The organism is Salipiger sp. PrR002 (genome assembly GCF_010500775.1).
GTDB lineage: Bacteria > Pseudomonadota > Alphaproteobacteria > Rhodobacterales > Rhodobacteraceae > Salipiger.
The window spans coordinates 37630-59602 of sequence record NZ_JAAGOU010000006.1 but is presented as its reverse complement, the minus strand read 5'-3'; the positions used below and the strand labels follow the sequence as shown (position 1 = coordinate 59602).

General features: G+C 64.7%; 21 protein-coding genes. 7 read left to right on the top strand and 14 right to left on the bottom strand.

The window, feature by feature from the left end:
• Positions 1 to 285: 285 nt before the first annotated feature.
• Together tsf and rpsB are read right to left on the bottom strand one after the other, a co-directional pair.
• Positions 286 to 1161: a translation elongation factor Ts gene (tsf, locus tag G0A00_RS08065; RefSeq protein ID WP_164179584.1), complete on the bottom strand. Its 876-nt coding sequence runs from the start codon at positions 1159 to 1161 to the stop codon at positions 286 to 288.
• 164 nt (positions 1162 to 1325) lie between these two features.
• Positions 1326 to 2096, bottom strand: a complete 771-nt coding sequence (gene rpsB, locus G0A00_RS08060) for a 30S ribosomal protein S2 (RefSeq protein ID WP_066099950.1) — start codon at positions 2094 to 2096, stop codon at positions 1326 to 1328.
• Between the two features lie 466 nt (positions 2097 to 2562).
• On the opposite strand from rpsB, the gene G0A00_RS08055 reads away from it, so the two are divergent.
• From G0A00_RS08055 to G0A00_RS08045, 3 genes are all read left to right on the top strand, one after another.
• The gene (locus G0A00_RS08055; RefSeq protein WP_164179582.1) at positions 2563 to 3018 is read left to right on the top strand and encodes a MarR family winged helix-turn-helix transcriptional regulator; all 456 of its coding nucleotides are present in this window, start codon (positions 2563 to 2565) and stop codon (positions 3016 to 3018) included.
• Positions 3019 to 3143: 125 nt separating this feature from the next.
• Positions 3144 to 4745: an MFS transporter gene (locus tag G0A00_RS08050; protein WP_164179580.1), complete on the top strand. Its 1602-nt coding sequence runs from the start codon at positions 3144 to 3146 to the stop codon at positions 4743 to 4745.
• Positions 4746 to 4763: 18 nt separating this feature from the next.
• Positions 4764 to 5804: an HlyD family secretion protein gene (locus tag G0A00_RS08045; protein WP_164179578.1), complete on the top strand. Its 1041-nt coding sequence runs from the start codon at positions 4764 to 4766 to the stop codon at positions 5802 to 5804.
• Between the two features lie 134 nt (positions 5805 to 5938).
• On the opposite strand, the gene phoB is transcribed toward G0A00_RS08045, so the two are convergent.
• The 8 genes from phoB to G0A00_RS08005 all read right to left on the bottom strand — a co-directional run bounded on the left by phoB (position 5939) and on the right by G0A00_RS08005 (position 14751).
• Complete coding sequence (gene phoB / locus G0A00_RS08040; protein WP_164179576.1) at positions 5939 to 6628, bottom strand: phosphate regulon transcriptional regulator PhoB; 690 nt, start codon at positions 6626 to 6628, stop codon at positions 5939 to 5941.
• Between the two features lie 3 nt (positions 6629 to 6631).
• Positions 6632 to 7369, bottom strand: a complete 738-nt coding sequence (gene phoU, locus G0A00_RS08035; RefSeq protein ID WP_164179574.1) for a phosphate signaling complex protein PhoU — start codon at positions 7367 to 7369, stop codon at positions 6632 to 6634.
• Positions 7370 to 7372: 3 nt separating this feature from the next.
• Positions 7373 to 8170 (bottom strand): phosphate ABC transporter ATP-binding protein PstB, encoded by a 798-nt coding sequence (gene pstB, locus G0A00_RS08030; RefSeq protein ID WP_164179572.1) that lies wholly within the window; start codon positions 8168 to 8170, stop codon positions 7373 to 7375.
• 18 nt (positions 8171 to 8188) lie between these two features.
• Entirely contained in the window at positions 8189 to 9538 is a 1350-nt protein-coding gene (pstA, locus tag G0A00_RS08025; RefSeq protein WP_164179570.1) for a phosphate ABC transporter permease PstA, read from the bottom strand.
• A complete protein-coding gene (pstC, locus tag G0A00_RS08020; RefSeq protein WP_164179568.1) occupies positions 9538 to 11001 on the bottom strand; it encodes a phosphate ABC transporter permease subunit PstC in 1464 nt (487 codons plus the stop codon). Before pstC ends, pstA begins: the two co-directional genes overlap by 1 nt.
• Positions 11002 to 11092: 91 nt before the next feature.
• The gene (locus G0A00_RS08015; RefSeq protein ID WP_164179566.1) at positions 11093 to 12121 is read right to left on the bottom strand and encodes a substrate-binding domain-containing protein; all 1029 of its coding nucleotides are present in this window, start codon (positions 12119 to 12121) and stop codon (positions 11093 to 11095) included.
• A gap of 381 nt (positions 12122 to 12502) precedes the next feature.
• On the bottom strand, positions 12503 to 13567 hold the full coding sequence (locus G0A00_RS08010; protein ID WP_164179564.1) for an ATP-binding protein: 1065 nt from the start codon (positions 13565 to 13567) through the stop codon (positions 12503 to 12505).
• Positions 13567 to 14751 carry a PLP-dependent aspartate aminotransferase family protein gene (locus tag G0A00_RS08005; RefSeq protein WP_164179562.1) on the bottom strand — a complete coding sequence of 395 codons (1185 nt, stop codon included), beginning with the start codon at positions 14749 to 14751 and terminating at the stop codon, positions 13567 to 13569. Before G0A00_RS08005 ends, G0A00_RS08010 begins: the two co-directional genes overlap by 1 nt.
• A 313-nt stretch (positions 14752 to 15064) precedes the next feature.
• Here G0A00_RS08005 and G0A00_RS08000 point away from each other — a divergent pair, with 313 nt between their 5' ends.
• Positions 15065 to 15574, top strand: coding sequence for a hypothetical protein (locus G0A00_RS08000; protein ID WP_193789499.1), 510 nt, complete (start codon positions 15065 to 15067; stop codon positions 15572 to 15574).
• A 16-nt stretch (positions 15575 to 15590) separates the two neighbouring features.
• Here the strand turns inward: G0A00_RS08000 and G0A00_RS07995 are convergent, their stop codons facing one another.
• The 3 genes from G0A00_RS07995 to G0A00_RS07985 are packed head-to-tail and all read right to left on the bottom strand — an operon-like array spanning position 15591 to position 17651.
• Positions 15591 to 16112 carry a gamma carbonic anhydrase family protein gene (locus G0A00_RS07995; RefSeq protein WP_164179559.1) on the bottom strand — a complete coding sequence of 174 codons (522 nt, stop codon included), beginning with the start codon at positions 16110 to 16112 and terminating at the stop codon, positions 15591 to 15593.
• Positions 16109 to 16753, bottom strand: coding sequence for a guanylate kinase (gene gmk, locus G0A00_RS07990; RefSeq protein WP_164179557.1), 645 nt, complete (start codon positions 16751 to 16753; stop codon positions 16109 to 16111). The genes G0A00_RS07995 and gmk overlap by 4 nt, the downstream gene beginning before the upstream one ends.
• Before the next feature lie 7 nt (positions 16754 to 16760).
• Complete coding sequence (locus tag G0A00_RS07985; protein WP_164179555.1) at positions 16761 to 17651, bottom strand: YicC/YloC family endoribonuclease; 891 nt, start codon at positions 17649 to 17651, stop codon at positions 16761 to 16763.
• Positions 17652 to 17917: 266 nt separating this feature from the next.
• On the opposite strand from G0A00_RS07985, the gene G0A00_RS07980 reads away from it, so the two are divergent.
• The gene (locus G0A00_RS07980) at positions 17918 to 18613 is read left to right on the top strand and encodes a PAS domain-containing protein (RefSeq protein WP_235952932.1); all 696 of its coding nucleotides are present in this window, start codon (positions 17918 to 17920) and stop codon (positions 18611 to 18613) included.
• A gap of 88 nt (positions 18614 to 18701) precedes the next feature.
• Here G0A00_RS07980 and G0A00_RS07975 read toward each other — a convergent pair whose 3' ends face one another.
• Complete coding sequence (locus G0A00_RS07975) at positions 18702 to 19616, bottom strand: UTP--glucose-1-phosphate uridylyltransferase (protein WP_368667676.1); 915 nt, start codon at positions 19614 to 19616, stop codon at positions 18702 to 18704.
• 444 nt (positions 19617 to 20060) lie between these two features.
• Between G0A00_RS07975 and G0A00_RS07970 the strand changes: the two genes are divergently transcribed.
• Positions 20061 to 21197 (top strand): NAD(P)H-dependent glycerol-3-phosphate dehydrogenase, encoded by a 1137-nt coding sequence (locus G0A00_RS07970; RefSeq protein ID WP_164179551.1) that lies wholly within the window; start codon positions 20061 to 20063, stop codon positions 21195 to 21197.
• Positions 21194 to 21970, top strand: coding sequence for an HAD-IIB family hydrolase (locus tag G0A00_RS07965; protein ID WP_164179549.1), 777 nt, complete (start codon positions 21194 to 21196; stop codon positions 21968 to 21970). The genes G0A00_RS07970 and G0A00_RS07965 overlap by 4 nt, the downstream gene beginning before the upstream one ends.
• Positions 21971 to 21973: the final 3 nt, after the last annotated feature.

The following is a 21973-nucleotide window of genomic DNA, read 5'->3' as shown; positions in this document are numbered from 1 at the left end:
AAGGAGCGGCTCCGTTCTTGTTTAGGGGCGCTCTTTAGGCCGTCAAACTTGCCGTCGTACAAAGCACGCGCAGAGGGCCGTACGTTCTGGCCCATTGCCCCTCCTGCCCCTGCCTATTGCCCCTGCCCCGGCTCCCCCATGCCTGCATGGACCTCTGGCATAGACCAACCCCCGGCCCGGCGCGCCCCGCTGCACGGCACAATGAACCAAAGCAAAAGAGGCGCCCCGGACGGGACGCCTCTCGATCTCTTTCGGCAGCGGGGCTAAGATGGCCCAGCAATGGGCTTAGCCCTGAGCGGCCTTGGCCACTTCTGCCGCGAAGTCTTCTTCGACTTTCTCGATGCCTTCGCCGACCTGCAGGCGGATGAAACCGGTGATCTCGGCACCAGCTTCTTTCGCGGCCTGCTCGACGGTCACGTCGGGGTTCACCACGAACTGCTGACCCAGCAGGGTCACTTCGGCGAGGAACTTCTTCATGCGGCCAACGATCATCTTCTCGATGACGGCGTCCGGCTTGCCGGATTCCTTGGCGATGTCGATCTGAACCTGACGCTCTTTTTCGACAACCGCCGGATCGAGCTCAGCTTCGTTCAGCGAGGCCGGGTTGGCAGCTGCGATGTGCATCGCGACCTGCTTGCCGAACTCTTCGCTGCCGCCGGTCATGGCAACCAGCACGCCGATCTGGCCGAGGCCGGGCGCTGCTGCGTTGTGCACGTAGGTGGCGACGATTTCGCCTTCGATCTTGGCCATCCGGCGAAGGGTCATGTTCTCGCCGATTTTGGCAATCTTGTCGGTGACCAGCTCGGAGACCTTCTTGCCGTCGACTTCCGCGTCGGCCAGCGCTTCCACGCTGTCGACTTTCAGAGCGGCGCCGGCGATGTCGCGGACCATGCCCTGGAATTCGGCGTTCTTGGCAACGAAGTCGGTCTCGGCGTTCACCTCGACGGCAACGCCCACGCCACCTTCGACCTCAACGGCCACGAGGCCCTCTGCCGCGGTGCGGCCGGACTTCTTCGCAGCTTTCGCGAGGCCCTTGGTGCGCAGCCAGTCAACCGCGGCTTCCATGTCGCCATCGGTCTCGGTCAGCGCTTTTTTGGCATCCATCATGCCTGCGCCGGTCATCTCGCGCAGTTCTTTAACCTGTGCAGCAGTGATCGCCATCTCGGCTCTCCTCATCTCAAATTCGGTGGGGCGGCCCTGCCCCGGGCCACCCGCTCCTGTCATGAATTCGTGACGCTTTCGCGACAGGCCCAGGGAACTGACCCATGGGGCGCGCGAGAGCGTGGTGCGCCCGCCCCGCATGGGGCGCGGCAGGCGCGGATGGCTTACTTGCCTGCGTTCGCGTCGGCGAGCAGCTCTTCTGCCGGTGCGTCTTCCAGAGCGCCGAGGTCAACGCCTGCCGCTTCCATCTGGCCGGTCATGCCGTCCAGGGCCGCGCGCGAAACGAGGTCGCAGTAGAGCGAGATGGCGCGTGCCGCGTCATCGTTGCCGGGGATGATGTAGTCCACGCCTTCGGGCGAGCAGTTGGTGTCGACGATGGCGACAACCGGGATGCCCAGCTTGTTGGCTTCGGCCACGGCCAGCGCTTCTTTTTTCACGTCGATGACGAAGAGCATGTCGGGCAGGCCGCCCATTTCGCGGATGCCGCCGAGCGATGCCTGAAGCTTCGCCTGGTCACGCTCCATGCCGAGGCGCTCTTTCTTGGTGAGGCCTTCAGCGCCGGTTTCCATGCGCTCGTCGATGGTCTTCAGACGCTGGATCGACTGCGAAACGGTCTGCCAGTTGGTGAGCGTGCCGCCCAGCCAGCGGTGGTTCATGTAGAACTGTGCGCATTTCTCTGCGGCTTCGGCGATCGGGCCAGCTGCCTGACGCTTGGTGCCAACGAAGAGCACCGAGCCGCCTTTGGCGACGGTTTCGCGGATCGCGTTCAGCGCAGCGTCCAGCATCGGGACGGTCTGCGTCAGGTCCATGATGTGGATGCCGTTGCGCGCGCCGTAGATGAACTCGCCCATGCGGGGGTTCCAACGCTGCGTCTGGTGGCCGAAGTGCACGCCTGCTTCAAGCAGCTGGCGCATGGTGAACTCGGGGAGAGCCATGTCCGTATATCCTTTCCGGTTTCATAAATCCTCAGCGGGGGCTCATCCTTTTGGGACAACCGGTGGACGCTTGGGGATGTCTCCCCCAAAGGCCCGACCCCGCCTGTGGCGTTCTCGTGGGCGCGCCTATACTCCCGTTCCCGTGAGCGCGCAACCCCTGGAGCCGCAAATTCCTCTCAGCACGGTGCCCGGTCGTGGTTTCTGGCCGAGTCTTCTGGCGGCGCTTTCCGGCCTGCCTCCGGCGGGGATATTTTGATCTAGACGAAGAACCACGCCCCGCGCCCTTCGTCTAGAAACAAATATCCCGGGGAGTCCGCGCAAGCGGACGGGGCAGAGCCCCATTTCTTGCAGCCCATCACCCCAAGCCTGCCGCAGGGTCACGCCTGCGTGAGCCCAGCTTGCGGAAACTACTTACCCTGTTAAGTACCAATCCTGTTAAGCAACCGCAGCAACCCGGCCCAACCTCATGTCCGATACCTCCGACACCTCCGACGCCCCCCAGTCTACACGCGTACTCGAAGCCCTTCTCGCCGCCACGCGCGAGATCCGCACCCACTATGATGCCAGCGCGCAGGACCTCGGGCTGACCTTCTCTCGGGCGCGGGTGGTGTCGGAACTGGCACGGCACGAAGGCGCGACACAGGCGGAACTGGCCTGCGTGCTGCGCATCGAGGCCCCGGCGCTCAAGCGCCAGATCGACGCGCTGGAGGCGCAGGGCTTCATCGAGCGCCGCGCGCTCGACGGGGACGCCCGCAAACGCGCGCTGCATCTGACCGACAAGGCCAGATCGAGCCGCATCACCTGTTTTCTCGAGCGCGTGCGCGCCGATCTTCTCGACGGGATTTCCCCCGAAGATCAGGACCTCGCCTGCGATGTGCTGGAACGCATCGCGCTCAACGCAACCAAGCTGACTTCCGAATGACCGACCAAACCACAGAAAACCAGAAGCCGGAGCGCGCGGAGGAGCCCCCGTCCGACACGCCGACACCGGCCGCATCACAACCGGCCGCATCACAACCGGCCGCACCGCCGCCGCCCGCGCCGGGCATGCCCCTGCGCCGTGCGCTGCCCTATATCGCCGCCTCGCTCACCATCGGTGTGACGCAGGGGCTGGGACAGGGGTTCATCTCGACCAACCTGCCGCAGATCGCCGGCGATCTCGGGATCACCACGGCGCAGGCCAGCTGGCTCATGGCCGCCTATATGATCCCCCGCGCCTCGCTGACCATCATGCTGATCAAGCTGCGCACCCAATACGGGCTGCGGCGCTTCGCCGAGATCGGTATCGCGGTCTATGTGGTGGTGGCCTTCATCTCGCTGTGGATCACCGATCTGCGCTCTGCGGTGGTGATCGAGTTCCTCTCGGGCATCGCCGCCGCGCCGCTCTCGACGCTGGCCTTTCTCTATATCCTCGAGCCGCTGGCGCAACAGTGGAAGCTGCGCCTTGGGTTGCCGATCGCGCTGATGCTGCTGACCTCCGGGCCGACGCTGGCGCGCGTGGTCTCGCCGTGGCTGATCGGCGATGGCGGGCTGGCGGGCATCCATCTCACCACGCTGGGCCTGTCGATGGTCTGCCTGATGCTGGTCTACCTGCTGCCGATCGCACCGATGCCGCGCAGCAAGGTGATCCAGCGCGCCGACTTCCTGAGCTTCGGGCTGATCGCGATCGGGCTGGGCGGGCTGGTCACCGGCTTTGTCATGGGGCCAATCCACTGGTGGACCGCCCTGCCCTGGCTCGGCTGGCTGCTGGCGGCCTCTGTGCTGTGCCTGACGCTTGCGGTGATCCTCGAATTGCACCGCGACGCGCCGCTGATCGACATCCGCTGGCTGCTGACCCCGGCGATGCTGCACCTTGCCTTCACGCTGTTCCTGTTCCGCCTGCTGCTGTCAGAGCAGAGCACCGGCGCGCCGGCGCTGTTTCAGGCCCTGGGGCTGGGCAGTGCGCAGATGACCGGGCTGTTCACCATGATCCTTGCGGGCACCGCCATGGGTGCGCTGGCCTGCGTGGGGTGGATGAAGCCCGGACGCGAGCCCGCCTATCACTTCGTCGCTTTGGCGCTCATCGCGTTTGGCGCGTGGATGGACAGCGCCTCGACGCTGCAGACCCGGCCCGAGCAGATGTATGTGAGCCAGACGCTGATCGCCTTCGCGTCAATGCTCTTCATGGCGCCCGCGATGATGAAGGGGCTGATCGCGGCGCTGAGCAAGGGGCCGATGTATCTGCTTTCTTTCGTCATCGTCTTTCTGGTCACCCAGAGCGTTGGCGGCATCCTCGGCTCGGGCATCTTCCGCTCGCTGATCAATGAGCGGCAGGCCTTCCATCTGCAGGTGCTGCGCGAGGAACTCACCAGCGCCGATCCGATGACCGCGCAGAGCATCGCCGCCAGCATGCAGCAGCTTGCGCCGCAGATCGCCGACAGTGCGCAACTGAAAGCTCAGGCGGTGTCGCAACTGGCCAGCACCGCCTCGAGCCAAGCCTATGTGATGGCCTATAACGACGGCTATTTCATGATCTTTCTCGTGGCTCTGGCAGCCCTCGTGGCGCTGGTGCTGCACATCTTCCGCGACTGGCTGGCCGCGCGCCTCGCCCGACCCGACGCTGAGCAAGACGCTGAGCAAAACACCCAGCCAGAGCCGCAACCCTCCTGACCCATCCGAGCAAGAACAATGAAGAAATTCCTCTCCCTCCCGACCCTTATCGCCTCGGCGATCGGCATCGCCGGTGTGCTGCTGCTGCTGTTTGCATGGCACCTGCCGCCCTTCGCCGCCGCCCATCCCTCGACCGAGAACGCCTATCTGCGCGGCAAGGTCACGCAGATCGCGCCGCAGCTCTCGGGCTATCTGTCCGAGGTCGACGTGAGCGACTTCCAGACCGTCAAGCAAGGCGATTTGATCGCGCGCATTGACCCGTCGAGCTATCGCCAGAAACTCTCGCAGGCGCAGGCAACGCTGGCCTCTGCCAAGGCCGCCGTCGATGTGGCGAAACAGAGCGTCAGCTCGGCGGTGGCCAGCGAGCATTCGGCAGAGGCCGCGCTCGCCTCGGCGCAATCGACGCTGGAGACCGCGCAGACCGATGCCGAGCGGATGGACAAGCTGCGCGAGCGCGGCGTGACGTCCCAATCCAGCGCCGATCAGACCGATCTTGCGCTGCGGCAGGCGCAGGCCTCTGTGCGGCAGGCCGAAGCGCAGCTTCAGGTCCAGCGCGAGGCCACCGCGAGCGCAAAGCTGCAGATCGCCGCGCGCAACGCGGATGTGGAAAGCGCCAAAGCGGCGGTGGAACTGGCGCAGATCGACCTCGACCACACCGAGATCCGCGCCCCGGCGGATGGCCGCCTCGGTCAGGTCTCGGCGCATGTGGGCCAATATGCGACGGCGGGCACCACGCTGGTGAGCCATGTGGGCACCGATCTGTGGGTGATCGCCAACTTCAAGGAAACCGCGCTGCACGGGCTGCAGGCGGGACAGCCCGTGCGCTTTACCGTGGACGCGCTTGGCGGGCGCGCCTTTGCGGGCCATGTGCAGGGCTTCTCGCCCGCCGCCGCCTCGGAATTCAGCCTGCTGTCAGGCTCCAACGCCACGGGCAATTTCACCAAGATCGCGCAGCGGCTGCCGGTGCGGATCTCGATCGACGACGGACAGGATGCGCAGGCGCTGCGGCCCGGCTTTTCTGTCGTGGTGGATGTGGATACCGCGGGCGCGGCGGGCTGACGCCCGCCGCGATGGGGGCGCTGCCCCCGTCCGCTGACGCGGACTCCCCCGGCGTATTTTAAAAGAGAAGAAGCGCGGACCAAAAAAGGGCGGCCCTGGGGCCGCCCTTTCGCTGTGGGGTGTGAGGTGCGCGCTCAGCCGAGCGCGTAGCCCGCGCCGCGCACGGTGCGCAACAGATCCTCGCCGCCATGGGCGCCGAGCGCCTTGCGCAGACGGCCGATGTGGACGTCGACGGTGCGCGTGTCCACATAGATGTCGCGACCCCAGACCCGGTCGAGCAGCTGCTCGCGCGACCAGACGCGGCCGGGCTTTTCCATGAAGGTGGAGAGCAGGCGGAACTCGGTCGGCCCGAGTTTCAGTTCCTGCCCGCCGCGCATCACCCGGTGGGTCTCGGCGTCGAGCACGATGTCCTCGAACTCCAGCCGCAGCCCCGCCGCCGAGGGGCGCGCGCGGCGCAGCTGCGCCTTCACTCGCGCCATCAGCTCGCGCAGGCTGTAGGGTTTGACCACATAATCGTCGGCGCCGGTGTCGAGGCCGCGAATGCGGTCGACCTCTTCGGAGCGCGCCGAGAGCATGATCACCGGCAGGCTGCGGGTCTCGGTGCGGGTCTTGATCTGACGGCAGACCTCGATCCCCGAGAGATTGGGCAGCATCCAGTCGAGCACCACCACATCCGGGTTCTCTTCGTCGAGCAGCACCAGCGCCTCTTCGCCATTGCCAGCGGCAGCGACGCGGAAGCCCTCGGCCTCGAGGTTGTAGCGCAGCACCTCGCGCTGCGCGGCCTCATCCTCGACCACCAGAACCGTGGGTTGATCAGCGGCCATGCCTCACTCCTTGCCCGCATTGGCGCTGAGCGCCGGGTCGGAGGAGGTGCGGTCTTCTTTCACCCGGCCCTCATGCGGCATCTGGCCGGTGGCGAGGAAAATCACCTGCTCTGCGATGGCGGTCACATGGTCGCCCATACGCTCGACGTTCTTGGCGATGAAATGCAGATGCATGCAGGAGGTGATGTTGCGCGGATCCTCGAGCATGAAGGTCAGGAACTCGCGGAACAGCGTGTTGTACATCTGGTCCACATCGCGGTCGCGCTCGATCACGTCACGGGCCAGCGCCTCATCGCGGCGGATGTAGGCGTCGAGACCATCCTTCAGCATATGCTCGACCTCGCGCGACATGCGGCGCAGCGCGGTGGCCGAGCCTTCGATCTGCGCCAGTTGCGAGAGCACCGAGGTGCGCTTGGCCATGTTCTTCGACAGATCGCCGATCCGCTCGAGGTTGGCCGACATGCGCATCACCGAAAGCACCACGCGCAGGTCGCGGGCGGTGGGGGCGCGCAGCGCGATCACCCGCGCGGCTTCCTCGTTGAGCAGCTCTTCAAGCTCGTCGATCGCCTTGTCACCGGCGACGACCTTCTGTGCCAGTTCCTCGTCGCGGCTCTCGAGCGAGAGCGCGGCATCATGGATCGCCGCCTCGACAAGGCCGCCCATCTTGAGGATCTGCGCCTGAATGCCTTCGAGGTCGCGGTCGAAGGCCGAGGCGATGTGTTTCTTCAGCTCGTCACTCATGACTTATCCGATCCGTCCGGTGATGTAGGATTCCGTGCGGGGATCCACGGGGTTGGTGAAGATCTGCGAGGTGTCGCCGTATTCCACGAGGTTGCCGAGGTGGAAGAAGGCGGTCTTCTGGCTCACCCGCGCAGCTTGCTGCATGGAGTGGGTCACGATCACCACCGAGTAGTTCTCGCGCAGCTCGTCGATCAGTTCCTCGACCTGACCGGTGGCGATCGGGTCGAGCGCCGAGCAGGGCTCGTCCATCAGCAGCACCTCAGGCTCTGTGGCCACGGCGCGGGCGATGCACAGACGCTGCTGCTGGCCGCCCGAAAGGCCGGTGCCCGGCGCGTCGAGACGGTCCTTCACCTCGTTCCAGATGGCGCCGCGGCGCAGCGCCTTCTCGACGATCTCGTCAAGCTCGGCCTTGTTCTTGGCCAGCCCGTGGATTTTCGGCCCGTAAGCGACGTTGTCGTAGATCGACTTGGGGAACGGGTTCGGCTTTTGGAACACCATGCCCACTTTGGCGCGCAGCTGCACCGGGTCGACACGCTTGTCGTAGATGTCCTCGCCGTCGAGCTCGATGAGCCCTTCGACGCGGCAGATGTCGATCGTGTCGTTCATCCGGTTCAGGGTGCGCAGGAAGGTGGATTTGCCGCAGCCCGACGGACCGATGAAAGCGGTCACGGTCTTGTCGAGGATCTCGACGTTGACGTCCTTGATGGCGTGCGTGTCCCCATAATAGACCTGCACGTCACGGGCGGAAATCTTGCTAGCGTTGGTATCCACTTCGGTCTTCCTCAATGGCGAGTCGTACATGTTCAATATCCTTATAGCTTACCAGCGGCGCTCGAACTTGCGGCGCAGCACGATGGCGAGCAGGTTCATGGCCAGCAGGAACACCAGCAGGATGATGATCCCGCCCCAGGCACGCTCGTAGTAGGCAGGGTCGGCGCGCTTGGCCCATTCGTAGATCTGGGCGGGCATGGCCGAGTTCGGCGACAGGAAGCCCGAAAAGACCCCCTCGGGATAGTTGGTGGCGATATAGCCGACCATGCCGATCAGCAGCAGCGGCGCGGTTTCGCCGAGTGCTTGGGCAAGGCCGATGATCGTGCCGGTCAGGATGCCGGGCATGGCCAGCGGCAGCACGTGATGGAAGGTCGCCTGCATTTTCGAGGCACCCACCCCCAGCGCCGCATCGCGGATCGACGGCGGCACCGCCTTGAGCGCGGCACGGGTCGAGATCACGATGGTCGGCAGCGTCATCAGCGTCAGCGTCAGGCCGCCCACAAGCGGTGCCGACTGCGGCAGATGCGCGAACTGGATGAAGGCAGCGAGGCCGAGGATCCCGAAGACGATCGAGGGCACGGCGGCAAGGTTGGAGATGTTCACCTCGATGAAGTCGGTGAACTTGTTCTGCCGGGCAAACTCTTCGAGGTAGATCGAGGCCGCGACGCCAATCGGCAGCGCCAGCAGCAGCACGGTGATCATCATGAAGAGCGAGCCCAGCATCGACACGCCCAGACCGGCCTGTTCAGCGCGGCTTTCGGAGGCGTCGGCACCGGTGATGAACTCCCAGTTGAAGCTCTTGTGGACCACGCCCTGCGCGCGCAGCGCGTCGACCAGATCGAGATGCTCGGCGTCGATGTTCTTGTCCTGCGCGATGCTCTCGCGGCTGACGCGGCCCTTGAGGTAGCCATCGACGCGGCTCGAGGCGAGGATCTGGAAATCGACGGTTTCGCCGATCCGCTCGGGGTGCGCCAGCACCCAGTCGCGCACCTTGGCCGCAGCCGAGGCAGAGATCATCTCCTTGACGTCCTTGGCTTCCTCGAAGGGAGTGTCGGCGCCGCTGTCGACGACGACTTTCCACAGCGAGTTCTGGATCAGCGGGTTGTAGCCAAAGGTCGAGACCTTTTGCATTTCCGCCGGATCGCGGTTGCCGTTTTTGTCGAGCTTGGCTTCTTCGAGATAGACCGGCACCTCGATGAAGGTCTGCTGGAACGCGCCGATGCCGTTGCTGACGATGGCGATCAGCAGCACCGCGAGAAAGAACACACCGGCGCCAATAGCGGCGAGGCCATAGGTACGAAAGCGTTTCTCGGAGGCGTTGCGTTTCTTGGTGCGGGGATCGACGGTCAGCAGCCCGTGGGACTTGGGCGCGTCGCCGGAATAGGTTGCGTCGGACATCAGTCGTACTGCTCCCGGTATTTGCGCACGATGTAGAGCGCGAAGACGTTGAGCGCCAAGGTCATGACGAAGAGCGTCATGCCGAGGGCGAAGGCCACCAGCGCTTCGGGCGAGGCGAAATCCGCGTCGCCGGTCAGCTGGCTGACGATCTTGGCGGTGACGGTGGTCATCGCGTCGAACGGGTTGAGCGACAGCCTGGCCGCGGCCCCTGCCCCCATCACCACGATCATCGTCTCGCCGATGGCGCGCGAGGCGGCCAGAAGGATCGCGCCGACGATGCCGGGCAGCGCGGCGGGCAGGATCACCTGCTTGATGGTCTCGGACTGGGTCGCGCCAAGCCCGTAAGACCCGTCGCGCAGCGATTGCGGCACGGCGTTGATGATGTCATCCGACAGCGAACTGACGAAGGGGATCAGCATGATGCCCATCACGAGGCCCGCGGTCATCACGGCGGTGCCCGCCTGCATCCAGTTCAGCCCGTCGCGGCCAAAGACCGACAGCAGCAGCGGGCCGACCGTCAGCAGCGCGAAGAGACCGTAAACGATGGTCGGGATACCGGCCAAGAGTTCCAGCGCGGGTTTGGCGACGGCGCGGAACTTCGGCCCGGCGTATTCCGACAGGTAGACCGCCGCAAAGAGCCCGATCGGCACCGCGACGATCAGCGCGATCAGCGAGATATAGAGCGTGCCCCAGAGCAGCGGCCAGATGCCAAGCTGCGAGCCACCGCCGAAGCTGGGCGACCATGTGAAGGAGCCGAAGAATTCCGACGCCGGGTAGATGCGGAAGAACTCGACGGTGTTGAAGACCAGCGACAGCACGATGCCGATGGTGGTCAGGATCGCGATCGAGGCAGCGCCGATCAGGATCGCGCGGATCGCATATTCGACCGAGTTGCGCGCGCGGAAATCCTTGTTGGTCTGCGCCAGCGCCCATGCGCCGCCAGCCAGCGCGAGGCCAAGCACCACGATGGCGCGCAGCAGATTGCCGGTGGCGTTGCTTGTGCGGTAGCTTTGCGCGGCGTCCAGCACCTCGGGCGTGATGTCAGAGCCCACGGCAACACCGGCGCTGCCGAGGATGCCGCGAACGTCGGTGCCCGACGTGCTCAGGTCCGAGGCCTCGCCAGCGGTCAGCAGCCCCTGCTCGACGGCGAGGTCGAGCCCGTCAGCCACGCGGCGCACATCCGACATCACCAGACCCAGCGTGGACCCTTCGGGGATGGCGGCAGCGTCAAGCAGGTCGGTGGCCTTGCTGTTGACCACGAAAGGCTGGGCGACCAGCCAGATGATCAGAACGAGGAAGGCCGGTGCCATCGCTTTGATCGCGACGTTCCAGCCATAATAATTCGGCAGCGAATGAAGGCCGCGTCGGTCGTCGCCGGCGCTGGAAATGGCGCGTGCGCGCCCGGCGAAATATCCCGCGACGGCCAGCGCGAGAACGATCAGGATCAGCCAGAGAACAGGCATTGGGCCCCCAAGTTATTCCGGTGCGAGATCACCAAAAAGCAAAACGGAGGGCAGCGCGAAGCTGCCCTCCGCCCAACAGACTGACGTCCGCTTACATGGTTTCCTCGTCGGCGACCATCGACTGAGTCGCGCTCAGCTCGGGGTCGGACACGAGGCCGTAGTTGGCAAGCGGGCCATCGGGGCCAGCGATCTCGTCAGCAACGAAGAACTCTGCGAATTCTTTCAGGCCGGGGATCACGCCGATGTGGGCTTTCTTGATGTAGAAGAACAGCGGACGCGACACCGGGTATTCGCCCGACGCGATGGTCTCGGTCGACGGCTCGATGCCGGACATGGTCGCGACTTTGAGCTTGTCGGTGTTGTTCTCGTAGAACGCGAGGCCGAAGACGCCAACGCCGTTTGCGTTGCTGTCGATACGGGCCAGGGTCTCGGTGTAGTCGCCGTCGATGTCGACCGACTTGCCGTCGGTGCGGACCGCGATGCAGGCGTCTTCAGCGTCGTCTTCCGACATGCCCGAAGCGACCATGGCTTCCAGAGCGCCGGTGGTCTCGCAGCCAGCCGCCAGAACCTTCTCTTCAAAGACTTCGCGGGTGCCGTGCTTGGTGCCCGGGATGAAGGCAGCGATCTCGACGTCCGGCAGATCGGCGTTGAATTCCGACCATTTGGTGTAGGGGTTGTCGACCAGCTCGCCGTCGACGACGACTTTCGGTGCCAGAGCGTTGTACCAGTCGGCCGGCTCGAACGCGGTGAAGGCGGGGCCGTCTTTTTGCGACGCGAAGACGATGCCGTCATAGCCGATGCGGACCTGGATGATGTCGGTCACGCCAGCGTCGGCACAGGCTTTGATCTCTTTTTCGCGGATGGCGCGCGAGGCGTTCGCGATGTCGATGGTGTTCTCGCCAACGCCTTCGCAGAAGCGCTTCAGGCCAGCCGAGGAGCCGCCCGATTCCACGACGGGGGTCGGGAAGTCGAAGTTCTCGCCAAAGGCTTCGGCGACGATCGAGGCGTAGGGCAGCACGGTCGACGAGCCAGCAATTTGCACGTTGTCACGTGCGGCAGCAGCGGTGGCCGAAGCAGCGGCGAGCGCGAGTGCCGAAACGGCGAGTTTGACGGATTGCATATGAATGCTCCTGTTTGGTCAGAACCCGTCCCCCGGTCGGGGAACTTGAAGCGGTGCCTAGGCATCCTTCGCTATGCTTTTGTGACACCTGTGTAACGCTTTTATGACAGCCTGTCGCCCACGTCGGCGCGAAGCGGCCCACAGGACATTATGTATATGTTTTTACGTATTTATTTAAAATTTCGACCGGCAAAATTTCGATTAAATTTCCGTGGCCATTTTTGGGCTGGACTCGACTTAAGGGTTATTATTCTTGCCAGATTCAACCATAGAGCGCCCTATGTGACACCCTGCGACACCCGCAGCGCGCGCAAAAAAGGACCCGCCGCAATGCGACGGGCCCTCATCATAAAAATCCACCGTGCAGTCGCGGAACGGGAATCAGGCGTCCTCGACCCGCGGCGCGCTGGCACGCAGCGGCAGAATCACCCGGAAGGTGCTGCCCTTGCCCGGGGTGCTCTCGATCCGCAGCCGTCCGCGGTGCCGGTTCACGATGTGCTTGACGATGGCGAGGCCCAGCCCGGTGCCGCCCATCTCGCGCGAGCGGTGATTGTCGACACGGTAGAACCGCTCGGTCAGGCGCGGGATATGCAGCGGATCAAAGCCCGGCCCAGTGTCGGTCACCTCGATCTCGACCCCCTCAGCCCGCAGCCGCGGCTGATAGGTGGGCGGCGACAGGCGCACCGTCACCTGCGCGCCGCGACCGGAATATTTCACCGCGTTTTCAACGAGATTGACCATGACCTGCCGCAGCTGATCGGAATCGCCAACCACCTCCAGTGACCCCTCGGGCAGATCGCGGACCAAGCTGACACCTGCCTCTTGGGCCAGCGGCGCCAGCCCGTTCAGCACCGAGCTCATAAGCTCCGGCAGATCGAGCGGCTCGGTCGGGCGCACGCGCTCTTCCGCCTCCAGACGGCTGAGCGAGAGCAGATCGCCCACGAGCCGTTCCATGCGTTCGGCCTCGGTCTCCATGATCCCGAGAAAGCGCTCGCGCGCCGCCGCATCTTCGCGCGCGGGGCCGCGCAGGGTCTCTATGAAGCCCAGCAAAGCGGTCAGCGGCGTGCGCAGCTCATGGCTGACGTTGGCGACAAAATCGCGCCGCATCTGCCCGGCCTGCTCCAGATGGGTGACATCGGCGAAGGTGAGCAGCACGCCCGGCCCTTTCTCGAGCGCCACCGCGCGGCAGGCCACATCAAAGGCGGTGTCCTGCCGTCCATCGGTCGACAGGTAGCGGGTCTTGCGCGGTGTGCCGTCACGAAACGTGCCCTCGATCGCGTCCAGCAGCACCGGCTGGCGCAGCACGGTGATGAAATGCCGACCCGCGAGCCCCTCGCCCAGCAAGGCGGTCGCTTCGGCGTTGGCGGCGTCGATCCTCTCGTCCCAGCGGATCAGCACCGCCGGGAGCGGCATGGCGTCGATCAGATCGCGCGCCTCGGCCTTCATCAGAGCGCCTCTCGCGCGGCTTTGAGGCCACTCTCGAAGACCTCGAGCAGCGCCTCGGGACCCTCAAGCCCCACCGAGACTCGGAAGAAGCCCTCGGAGATCCCCAGCACGGCGCGCCCCTCGGGGGTCAGCGCGCGGTGCGACGAGGACGCGGGATGCGACAGCGTGGTGCCCACATCGCCGAGCGTCGGGGCAAAGGCGATGCCCTGCGCTGCCTCGGTGAAAGCGTTGGCCGCGGCCCGCCCGCCATCCAGTTCGAAGCTGAGCATATTGCCCGGATTGCCCCGCAGCACCGATTGCGCGCGCCCGGCGTCGGGGTGGTCGGCGCGGCCCGGATAGAGCACGCGGCGCACGCCCGGCTTGCCGGTCAGGAAATCGGACAGCCGCTGCGCCGTCTCCTGCGTCTGGCGGAACCGCAGCGGGAAGGTCATCAGCCCGCGCTCGGCCAGCCAGCAATCAAACGGGCTTGCGGTGAGGCCCGCGGTCACGGCGAAGACGCGCAGGCGCTGGTTCACCTCTGGATCTTTGGCGGCCACCCAGCCCAGCGTCACATCCGCATGGCCCGCGAGCAGTTTGGTCACCGAATGAATGACGATATCGGCCCCGTGCTCCACCGGCTTGATCGCGGCGGGGGTGGTGAAAGTGTTGTCCACCGCCAGCAGCACGCCCTTTTCCTTGCAGAGCGCGGCGATCCCGTCGAGGTCGGCGATCCGCAGCGTCGGGTTCGACACCAGTTCGATCAGCACCAGCTTGGTCTCGGGCCGCAGCTCGGCGGCAAAGGCGGTGATGTCGGTCGGATCGGCCAACGAGGTGGCGATGCCCAAGCGCGGCAGATCTTCGGCCATCATGCGCAGCGAGCGACCGTACAGCTGATCGGCCCCCAGAACGTGATCGCCCGCGCTCAGAAGCCCAAGCAGAACGGCGGACACAGCGGACATGCCGGATCCGGTGACGATGCCGCCCTCCATCCCCTCAAGCGCGTCGATGCGCTGCGCCAGCATGTCGGCGTTGGGATGACCTTCGCGCGCATAGGTGTAGCCGGAGGTGACGCCATTGTACTGATCGTCGAGCGAATCCGGGCTGTCGGAGGCGTAAACCACCGCCGGCATGATGGGCGTGACCACGGCCGAAGAGACCGATGCGGGTACGGGAACCGGGCGAATGAGGGTCTTGCGGGTGTCCATGGGGCCTCCTTAATTCGGCCACAGCCTTTGCACAGTGCCCCCGTCAGGACAAGACAGAGAATCTAGGCAAGAATCCGCGCAGAACCTAGATGGAACAATCGCCCCGCATTCACACGCAAATATGAACAAAATCACCGAAAATTCAAAAGCATCTTCAACAATCCTGAGCACCCGCCTGAATTGTTTACTGTCGTCCGCTTTACACTCGTGTAACGGGAAGTTTGCAATAATTAAGGTTGATTTCAGCCCAATTCTTAACACATCCTAAAGACGTAGGTGGGGGCATCTACAACTTACAGGAGCGTCGACGAAGATGCAGAATGATCCTCTCGATGTACGCTGTAGTGATTGCGGCAAGGCTGCCCAGTTCTTCGAGCCTTTCCGGTTTACCTGTGTCGTACGGCTACCTGACGTCCCAGAGCATTCGCATGTCTGGGGCCGCGTTGTCGTAGAAGAACTTTTCCCCGAGCAGTTCAAGTGGCAACAGCCGGACTGCAAGAAGCCGAAGTTCCTGCAACCGGGTGAGACCGGCGAAGGGTATCGGCTGAACGAGCGGGGCATGGTGTGGTGCAAGGCCTGCAAGACCTTCGAGGCGAAGACGATCTCTTGGCCGGAGGACGCCTATTGGCAATGGACGGTAAAGGGCCACAAGCTTGTGGCGCGCAACCGTGATCATGCCGAGCAAATCCTTGGCTTCCTGCAGGAAAGCCAGCGCGCACCGAACCGCAAACCGGCGCTTCGCGGCATCCCGACGCCGCTGCTGACCCGTCGTCTTCAGGACGAAGTTAGCAGCAAGGTCGAATACGCACTCGCCAACGCCTGACCGAGCTTTCGCCGGATCAGACAGGGATTAGCCCGGCGCTGAAGCGTCGGGCATTTTCTTGATAGTTCAGCGCCGACTTCCGCAACCCTTCGATCGCCGCCTCGTCAAGCTGCCGGACCACCTTGCCGGGCATGCCCATCACAAGGCTGCCATCGGGGATTTCCTTGCCTTCCGGGATCAGCGCCCCGGCACCGATCAGGCAGTTGCGCCCGATCTTCGCGCCGTTGAGGATCGTCGCCCCCATGCCGATCAGAGAGTTCTCGCCGATCGTGCAGCCGTGCAGCATCGCCTTATGGCCGATGGTGCAGCCCGCGCCGATGGTCAGCGGGAAACCCATGTCGGTGTGGCACACCACGTTCTCCTGCACGTTCGAGCCTGCGCCCACGCGGATTTCCTCATTGTCGCCGCGCAGCGTGCAGCCGAACCAGACCGAGCTGCCCTCTTCCATGACAATTTTGCCGATGAGGTTCGCATCGGGCGCGACCCAGGCGCTTTCGTGAAGCTCCGGGACCACCCCGTCCAATGCGTAAACTGTCATACGTCGCCCTCCTCAAACTCTGCCTGCAGCGCGCGCACATGGTTCAGCAGACCGGGCTGCTGGGTGCGGCGCAGCCGCGTGGCGGTGATGATGCTCTTGAGCTGCGCCTCGGTCTCGTCGAGATCCTCGTTCACCAGAACGAAGTCATACGAGCCCCAATGCGAGATCTCGTCCCAGCTTTTCTGCATCCGCTTGTCGATGACATCGGCGCCGTCCTGACCGCGCGCCTCGAGCCGCCGCTTGAGCTCGCCGATCGACGGCGGCAGCAGGAAGATCGACAGCGTGTGCAGGCCAAGCTCGGAGTTGGTGATCTGCTGCGCGCCCTGCCAGTCGATGTCGAACAGCACGTCCTGCCCGTCGATGATCGCGTCGCGCACCGGGCCCTTGGGCGAGCCATAGAAATTGCCGAAGACATGCGCGTGTTCGAGCATATTGCCGCTCGACACGGCCTTTTTGAAGTCGATCTCGGGCATGAAGTGGTAGTCCTCGCCGTCCACCTCGCCGGGCCGCGGCGCCCGTGTGGTCGCCGAGACCGAAAAGATGATCGACGGGTCCCACGCCCGCAGACGCTTGGCCAAGGTCGATTTGCCCGCGCCCGAGGGCGAGGAAAGGATGATCAGGAGGCCGCGCCGTCCGCTCATAGTCATATTACTCCACGTTCTGCACTTGCTCGCGCATCTGGTCGATGACCGTCTTGAGGGTCAGGCCGACCTGCGTCAAGGCGGCGGAGCCGGATTTCGAACAGAGCGTGTTCGCCTCGCGGTTGAATTCCTGCATCAGAAAGTCGAGGCGCCGCCCCACCGCGCCCTCTGCCGCCAGAAGATCGCGCGCCGCGGCCACATGGGCGGTCAGGCGGTCAAGCTCTTCGGTGACGTCGGATTTCACCGCGATCACCGCCAGTTCCTGCGCGACACGCGCCTCGTCGACACCGCTCACCCCCTCCATCACGCGCTGCAACTGGGCGCGCAGACGCTCGTCCTGCTCGCCCCGACGCGCCTCGACCGCCGCGGCGGCCTGCGCCACCAAATTCTCGATCTCATCAAGCTGCCCGGTCAGGATCCCGGCCAAGGCCGCGCCTTCGGTGCGGCGCATCTGGGTGAACTCCTCCAGCGCCTCGCCAAAGGCCGCCAGCATCTCGCCGCGCAACTGGGTGATATCGGCGGGCGCGCCAGAGGTGCTCAGCACGCCGCGCAGGGCGACAATCTGCGCCGCGGAGGATGGCGAAAGCACCAGCCCCTGCCCGGCCGCAGCCCCCTCGATCCGCGCCATCGCCGTCAGGATCCGCGTCAGCACCGCCTCATCAAGCTCGGCCGCCGCTTCCTCACCGTTGCCCTGCGTCTTGAGCGAGATCTGCACGTTGCCCCGCGCCAGCGCCTTTTGCGCCGCGGCGCGCACCTGCGGCTCGAGCCCCTCGATCCAGTCGGGCAGCCGAAGGCGCAGCTCCAGCCCCTTGCCATTCACCCCGCGCAACTCCCAGCTCCAGCGGAGCCCCGCGGTTTCCCCTTGGCGTGATGCAAAGCCGGTCATGGATTGCCGCATTTCAGACCCTTTCAAATTCGCGTCCGGGCAAAATTCGACGCCCGCTTTCAATGGCCTACAAGCCCATGCGTGGCCTGTCCAGCCGCACCCTAAAGGGCACTGTTAACCCTTCGGTCACAATTGGGGCGAAAACCGGACGCATTTGAGGTAACTTAATCTCCAATCAACGTCGGCTGCATTCGGGGGAGCGCATCTGGCGAAAAGTGGTAGCATTGGAGCGAGTGCAGATGTTCGGGTTGGGTGGTAACGGCGAGGGTGTGGTGTCTATGACAGAGCACGAGAAGGAACGGCGCCTCGCGCCGCTGCGGCTGATCGAGGCCTATTGGCAGGGGCTCGTCGGCGCCGACGGGCAGATCCCGCTGCGCAGCCAGATCGACCCCCGCGGCATCGAAAGCGCCTTGGAATATGCTTTCCTCGGAGAGCGCATTGCCCCGATGCTGGCAAAGTTGCGCGTGGCGGGCACCCATCTCAACGAGCTTATGGGAATGGAGACCTCGGGCATGCCGCTCTCGGCCCTGATCGCCCCCGAGGATCGCGACCAACTGGGCGCGGCCATTGCCAAACTCTTTGCCGACGGCGTGGAAGTGCGGATGCACCTTGTGGCCGAGGAAGGCTTCGGCAAAAGCCGCCTGACCGGGGACATGGTGCTTCTGCCGCTGCGCTCGGATATGGGCGATCTCAGCCGGATGATCGGCGCACTGGTGACCCATGGCCGCGTCGGCCGCACGCCCCGGCGCTTCCGTATCGAAAGCATCAGCATGCATGCGCCGGGCGAGGCTTTGGCCAAGCGCGAAGAGCACAGCATCAAAAAGCCCGTCAGCCTTCCCAAGCCGCCCGTCGCGCCGGTGCGCGCGCTTGCCGAAGATGGCTCGCCCTTCACGCCCGCTCCGTTCAAACCCGCGCAGGACAGCAGCGGCAAACGTCCGCCCTACCTGCGCCTGATCGTCTCCAACGACGATTGAGCCAGTTCGGCAACCCCATCGCGACATAAGAAAAACGCGGCGCCCGAAAGCGCCGCGTTTTGAATTTGCGGACCTGCGTCCGAAAAGATCACTCGGCCGCGATGGGCAGCGGCTGCAGTTCCTGCAGCACCGGGTGGAATTCCTTCTGCGTTCCGGCATAGGCCAGCGTTGCACGCAGCATCCCGGCCTTGGAGCCGCAGTCGAAACGGTCACCCGAGAAACGGAAACCACACAGGCCCACCTTCTCCGCGCCAAGCGCGATGGCATCGGTCAGCTGAATCTCGCCGCCCAGACCGGCGGGCAGGCCGTCGAGATCGGCAAAGATCGACCCGTCCAGCACGTAGCGGCCAACCACCGCCTGCAGCGACGGCGCCTTGTCCGCCTCGGGCTTCTCGACCATGCCCGACGCGCGCAGCATCTGGCCCTCGGCCTCGCCCTCGGGCACCAGAACGCCATAGGCCGAAACCTCGTCGCGCTTCACTTCCATGGTCGCAACCATGTGGCCCGGATCCGAGGTCTCATAGGCTTCGATCATCTCGGACAGGCAGCCCTTCTCGCCGACGATCAGATCGTCGGGCAGGATCACCGCCACCGGCCCCGGCAGCGCATGTTCGGCAGCGCAGAGCACCGCGTGACCAAGGCCAAGCGGCTCGGGCTGCATGACAAAGAACACCTGCTCTTCATCGGGGTTGATCGCCGCCTCATGCAGAGAGTCGGCGATCTTGTGCTTGCCGCGCTCGCGCAGCGTGTCGCAAAGGTCTTTGTCCTGATGGACGTAGCGTTCGATGGCGCTCTTGCTGGGGTGCGAGACGAAGATCATCCGCTCGATCCCGGCGGCGCGCGCCTCGTCGATGGCGAACTGCAGCAGCGGCTTGTCGAGAACGGGCAGCAGCTCTTTCGGTGTTGCCTTGGTCGCGGGCAGGAAACGGGTCCCGAGTCCGGCAACGGGGAAGATCGCAGTTCTCACTTTGGATTTGCCGGTCTTCATATCGGGCGTGCTCACGTCTGGAACTCCTTTCGAGTGACCTGATCTCGGTGATCCGCCCTCGTGACGGACCGCCAAAATATCAATGCCGTGCTAAGGCCTGTCTAATCAGCCCCGCTGCACTGCGGCGTATGGGTAAGAGAGTATGGCCAATTTTCCGCAGGTCAAATCCGAGGCACCCGGAGATAAGCGGCGGAACGCTCAACCTCTTGTTTTCTCGAACGTCACAAGCCGCCAGATGGTTCCATGATTAAAATTTAGGCAGCAATTTTAGATCAAAACATGCGTGTTATGTCAGCGGGTTGCATCGAAAATACCTCGCAAGCGCAGAAAAATTTCGCGTCCACTGGTGTTATTCCCGGAACAATCGACCTAGAGTCAGCGTTATCAGGACAACAGCAACGGAGAGAGCCCTCTGGGTCGCCGACGGTGCCACCACGTGGCAGCGGCCCCACATGTGTCATGGACGGACAGAGCATCCCAACCCCGCCCGCGCAGCCCAACAGCCTTACCGGCCCCCGGCGCGCCACGCCCTATTCTCGCCTGACCGTGATCGGCATGGGGAGCTGGGGCACCGCCCTTGCCGCCACCGCCGCCCGCGCAGGATGCGAGACACGCATCTGGGGCCGCCGCCCCGATCTTGCCAAGGCCATGGCCGAGACCGGCCAGAACCCAGACCATCTGCCCGGCATCGACCTGCCCGCAACGCTGCGTCCAACCTCTGACCTGCGCGAAGCGCTCGAAAACACCGAAGCGGTTCTGCTGGTCACCCCCTCCCACACATTGCGCGACGTCGCCCGCTCGATGCGCGAGTTTCTGCCCGAAGGCGTGCCCCTCGCGCTCTGCTGCAAGGGCATCGAGCGCGGCACCGGCTATCTGCTGAGCCATGTGGTCGAGGAAGAGCTTCCCGGCCATCCCGTCGGCGCCCTTTCTGGGCCGACCTTCGCCACGGAAACCGCGCTCGGCCATCCGACCGCTGCCACTGTGGCCTTCAACTTCACCCATCACGACCGGATCGAGCCCGAGAAAGCCCCCGCGGCCCGGCTCGCGCTGACCATGCAGACCGAGGCGTTCCGCCCCTATATCTCCGACGATCTGGTCGGCGTAGAGGTTGGCGGCGCGGTGAAGAATGTGATCGCCATCGCCTGCGGTATGATGACCGGCGCTGGTTTTGCCGAGAACACCCGCGCGGCGCTGATCACCCGCGGCATGGATGAGATGAAGTTCCTTGCCGAAGCGCTTGGCGGCCGCCGCGAGACGGTGACCGGCCTTGCGGGCGCGGGCGATCTCACGCTGACCTGTTCGTCCACCACCTCGCGCAATATGGCGCTCGGCACGCAGCTTGGGCGCGGCATGGCCCGCGACGAATGCTTTGACGGCAAGCCGGTCGTGGTCGAGGGCGAGGTGAACGCCGTCTCGGTGGTCGATCTGGCGCGCCGCCTCGGCGTGCGCATGCCGATCTGCGAAGCGGTCCACGCCGTCCTGCATGAGGGCGCGCCGCTCACCGCCACCTTCCAGCAGCTTTGGGCTGCCCCGATCGAGGGCGAACCCCGCGCCCTCGACCTGCTACTGCATCCCCACGAAGGAGACCCCGCATGAGCCTCGACACCACGAAGGCCCGAGACATCGCAACCTGCCGCTTCGTGCTGGCGACCGATCTCGACGGCACCTTCCTCGGCGGCACAGATGCGGACCGGAAAACCCTCTATGACTGGATCGAGGCGAACCGCGACACCGTGGGCCTGATCTTCGTCACCGGCCGCGACCCGCGCTTCATCCGCGAGCTTTGCGACGGCGGCGTGCCGTGGCCCGAGTTCGTGGTCGGCGACGTGGGCACCACCATCGCCGAGGTGCAGGATGGCGACATCCACCCGATCGAACCGCTCGAGGAAGAGATCGCCGAGACTTGGGGCAACGCCGGTGACACGGTGCGCGCGGCGCTCGAAGGCCACCCCGGCCTGACGCTGCAGCCGACCGACTTCCGCTACCGCATCAGCTATGACCTCGACGCCGAGACCTTCGATCCTTCGGCGCACGACAAGGTGCGCGAGATGGGCCATGACCCGCTGGTCTCGGACAACCGCTATTTCGACGTGCTGCCGCGCGGCATCTCGAAGGGGCCGTCGCTGCGCCGTCTCGTCTCGCATCTGAAGATCGAAGAGCGTCGCGTGCTTGCCGCGGGCGACACGCTCAATGATCTGTCGATGCTGCAATGCGGGCTGCCCGCCGTCGCCGTGGGCGGCGCCGAGGACGCCCTGATCAAAGAGGTCAAGGACCTGCCGCATGTCCATAAGGCAGAGCGCATCGGCGCCGCGGGAATCCTCGAGGCGATCCAGACCTTTGAAATGCACGACCTTCCGAAAGGAGCCTGACCC

Coding starts and splice junctions, on each gene's coding strand:
- G0A00_RS08050 (WP_164179580.1), top strand. CDS start 3,144: ATGCCCCTGCGCCGTGCGCTGCCCTATATCGCCGCCTCGCTCACCATC.
- tsf (WP_164179584.1), bottom strand. CDS start 1,161: ATGGCGATCACTGCTGCACAGGTTAAAGAACTGCGCGAGATGACCGGC.
- G0A00_RS08045 (WP_164179578.1), top strand. CDS start 4,764: ATGAAGAAATTCCTCTCCCTCCCGACCCTTATCGCCTCGGCGATCGGC.
- G0A00_RS08015 (WP_164179566.1), bottom strand. CDS start 12,121: ATGCAATCCGTCAAACTCGCCGTTTCGGCACTCGCGCTCGCCGCTGCT.
- gmk (WP_164179557.1), bottom strand. CDS start 16,753: ATGAGCGGACGGCGCGGCCTCCTGATCATCCTTTCCTCGCCCTCGGGC.
- pstB (WP_164179572.1), bottom strand. CDS start 8,170: ATGTACGACTCGCCATTGAGGAAGACCGAAGTGGATACCAACGCTAGC.
- phoU (WP_164179574.1), bottom strand. CDS start 7,369: ATGAGTGACGAGCTGAAGAAACACATCGCCTCGGCCTTCGACCGCGAC.
- G0A00_RS07995 (WP_164179559.1), bottom strand. CDS start 16,112: ATGACAGTTTACGCATTGGACGGGGTGGTCCCGGAGCTTCACGAAAGC.
- G0A00_RS08005 (WP_164179562.1), bottom strand. CDS start 14,751: ATGGACACCCGCAAGACCCTCATTCGCCCGGTTCCCGTACCCGCATCG.
- G0A00_RS08055 (WP_164179582.1), top strand. CDS start 2,563: ATGTCCGATACCTCCGACACCTCCGACGCCCCCCAGTCTACACGCGTA.
- pstA (WP_164179570.1), bottom strand. CDS start 9,538: ATGTCCGACGCAACCTATTCCGGCGACGCGCCCAAGTCCCACGGGCTG.
- rpsB (WP_066099950.1), bottom strand. CDS start 2,096: ATGGCTCTCCCCGAGTTCACCATGCGCCAGCTGCTTGAAGCAGGCGTG.
- G0A00_RS07985 (WP_164179555.1), bottom strand. CDS start 17,651: ATGCGGCAATCCATGACCGGCTTTGCATCACGCCAAGGGGAAACCGCG.
- G0A00_RS07980 (WP_235952932.1), top strand. CDS start 17,918: ATGACAGAGCACGAGAAGGAACGGCGCCTCGCGCCGCTGCGGCTGATC.
- G0A00_RS07970 (WP_164179551.1), top strand. CDS start 20,061: ATGGACGGACAGAGCATCCCAACCCCGCCCGCGCAGCCCAACAGCCTT.
- G0A00_RS07965 (WP_164179549.1), top strand. CDS start 21,194: ATGAGCCTCGACACCACGAAGGCCCGAGACATCGCAACCTGCCGCTTC.
- phoB (WP_164179576.1), bottom strand. CDS start 6,628: ATGGCCGCTGATCAACCCACGGTTCTGGTGGTCGAGGATGAGGCCGCG.
- pstC (WP_164179568.1), bottom strand. CDS start 11,001: ATGCCTGTTCTCTGGCTGATCCTGATCGTTCTCGCGCTGGCCGTCGCG.
- G0A00_RS08000 (WP_193789499.1), top strand. CDS start 15,065: ATGCAGAATGATCCTCTCGATGTACGCTGTAGTGATTGCGGCAAGGCT.
- G0A00_RS08010 (WP_164179564.1), bottom strand. CDS start 13,567: ATGAAGGCCGAGGCGCGCGATCTGATCGACGCCATGCCGCTCCCGGCG.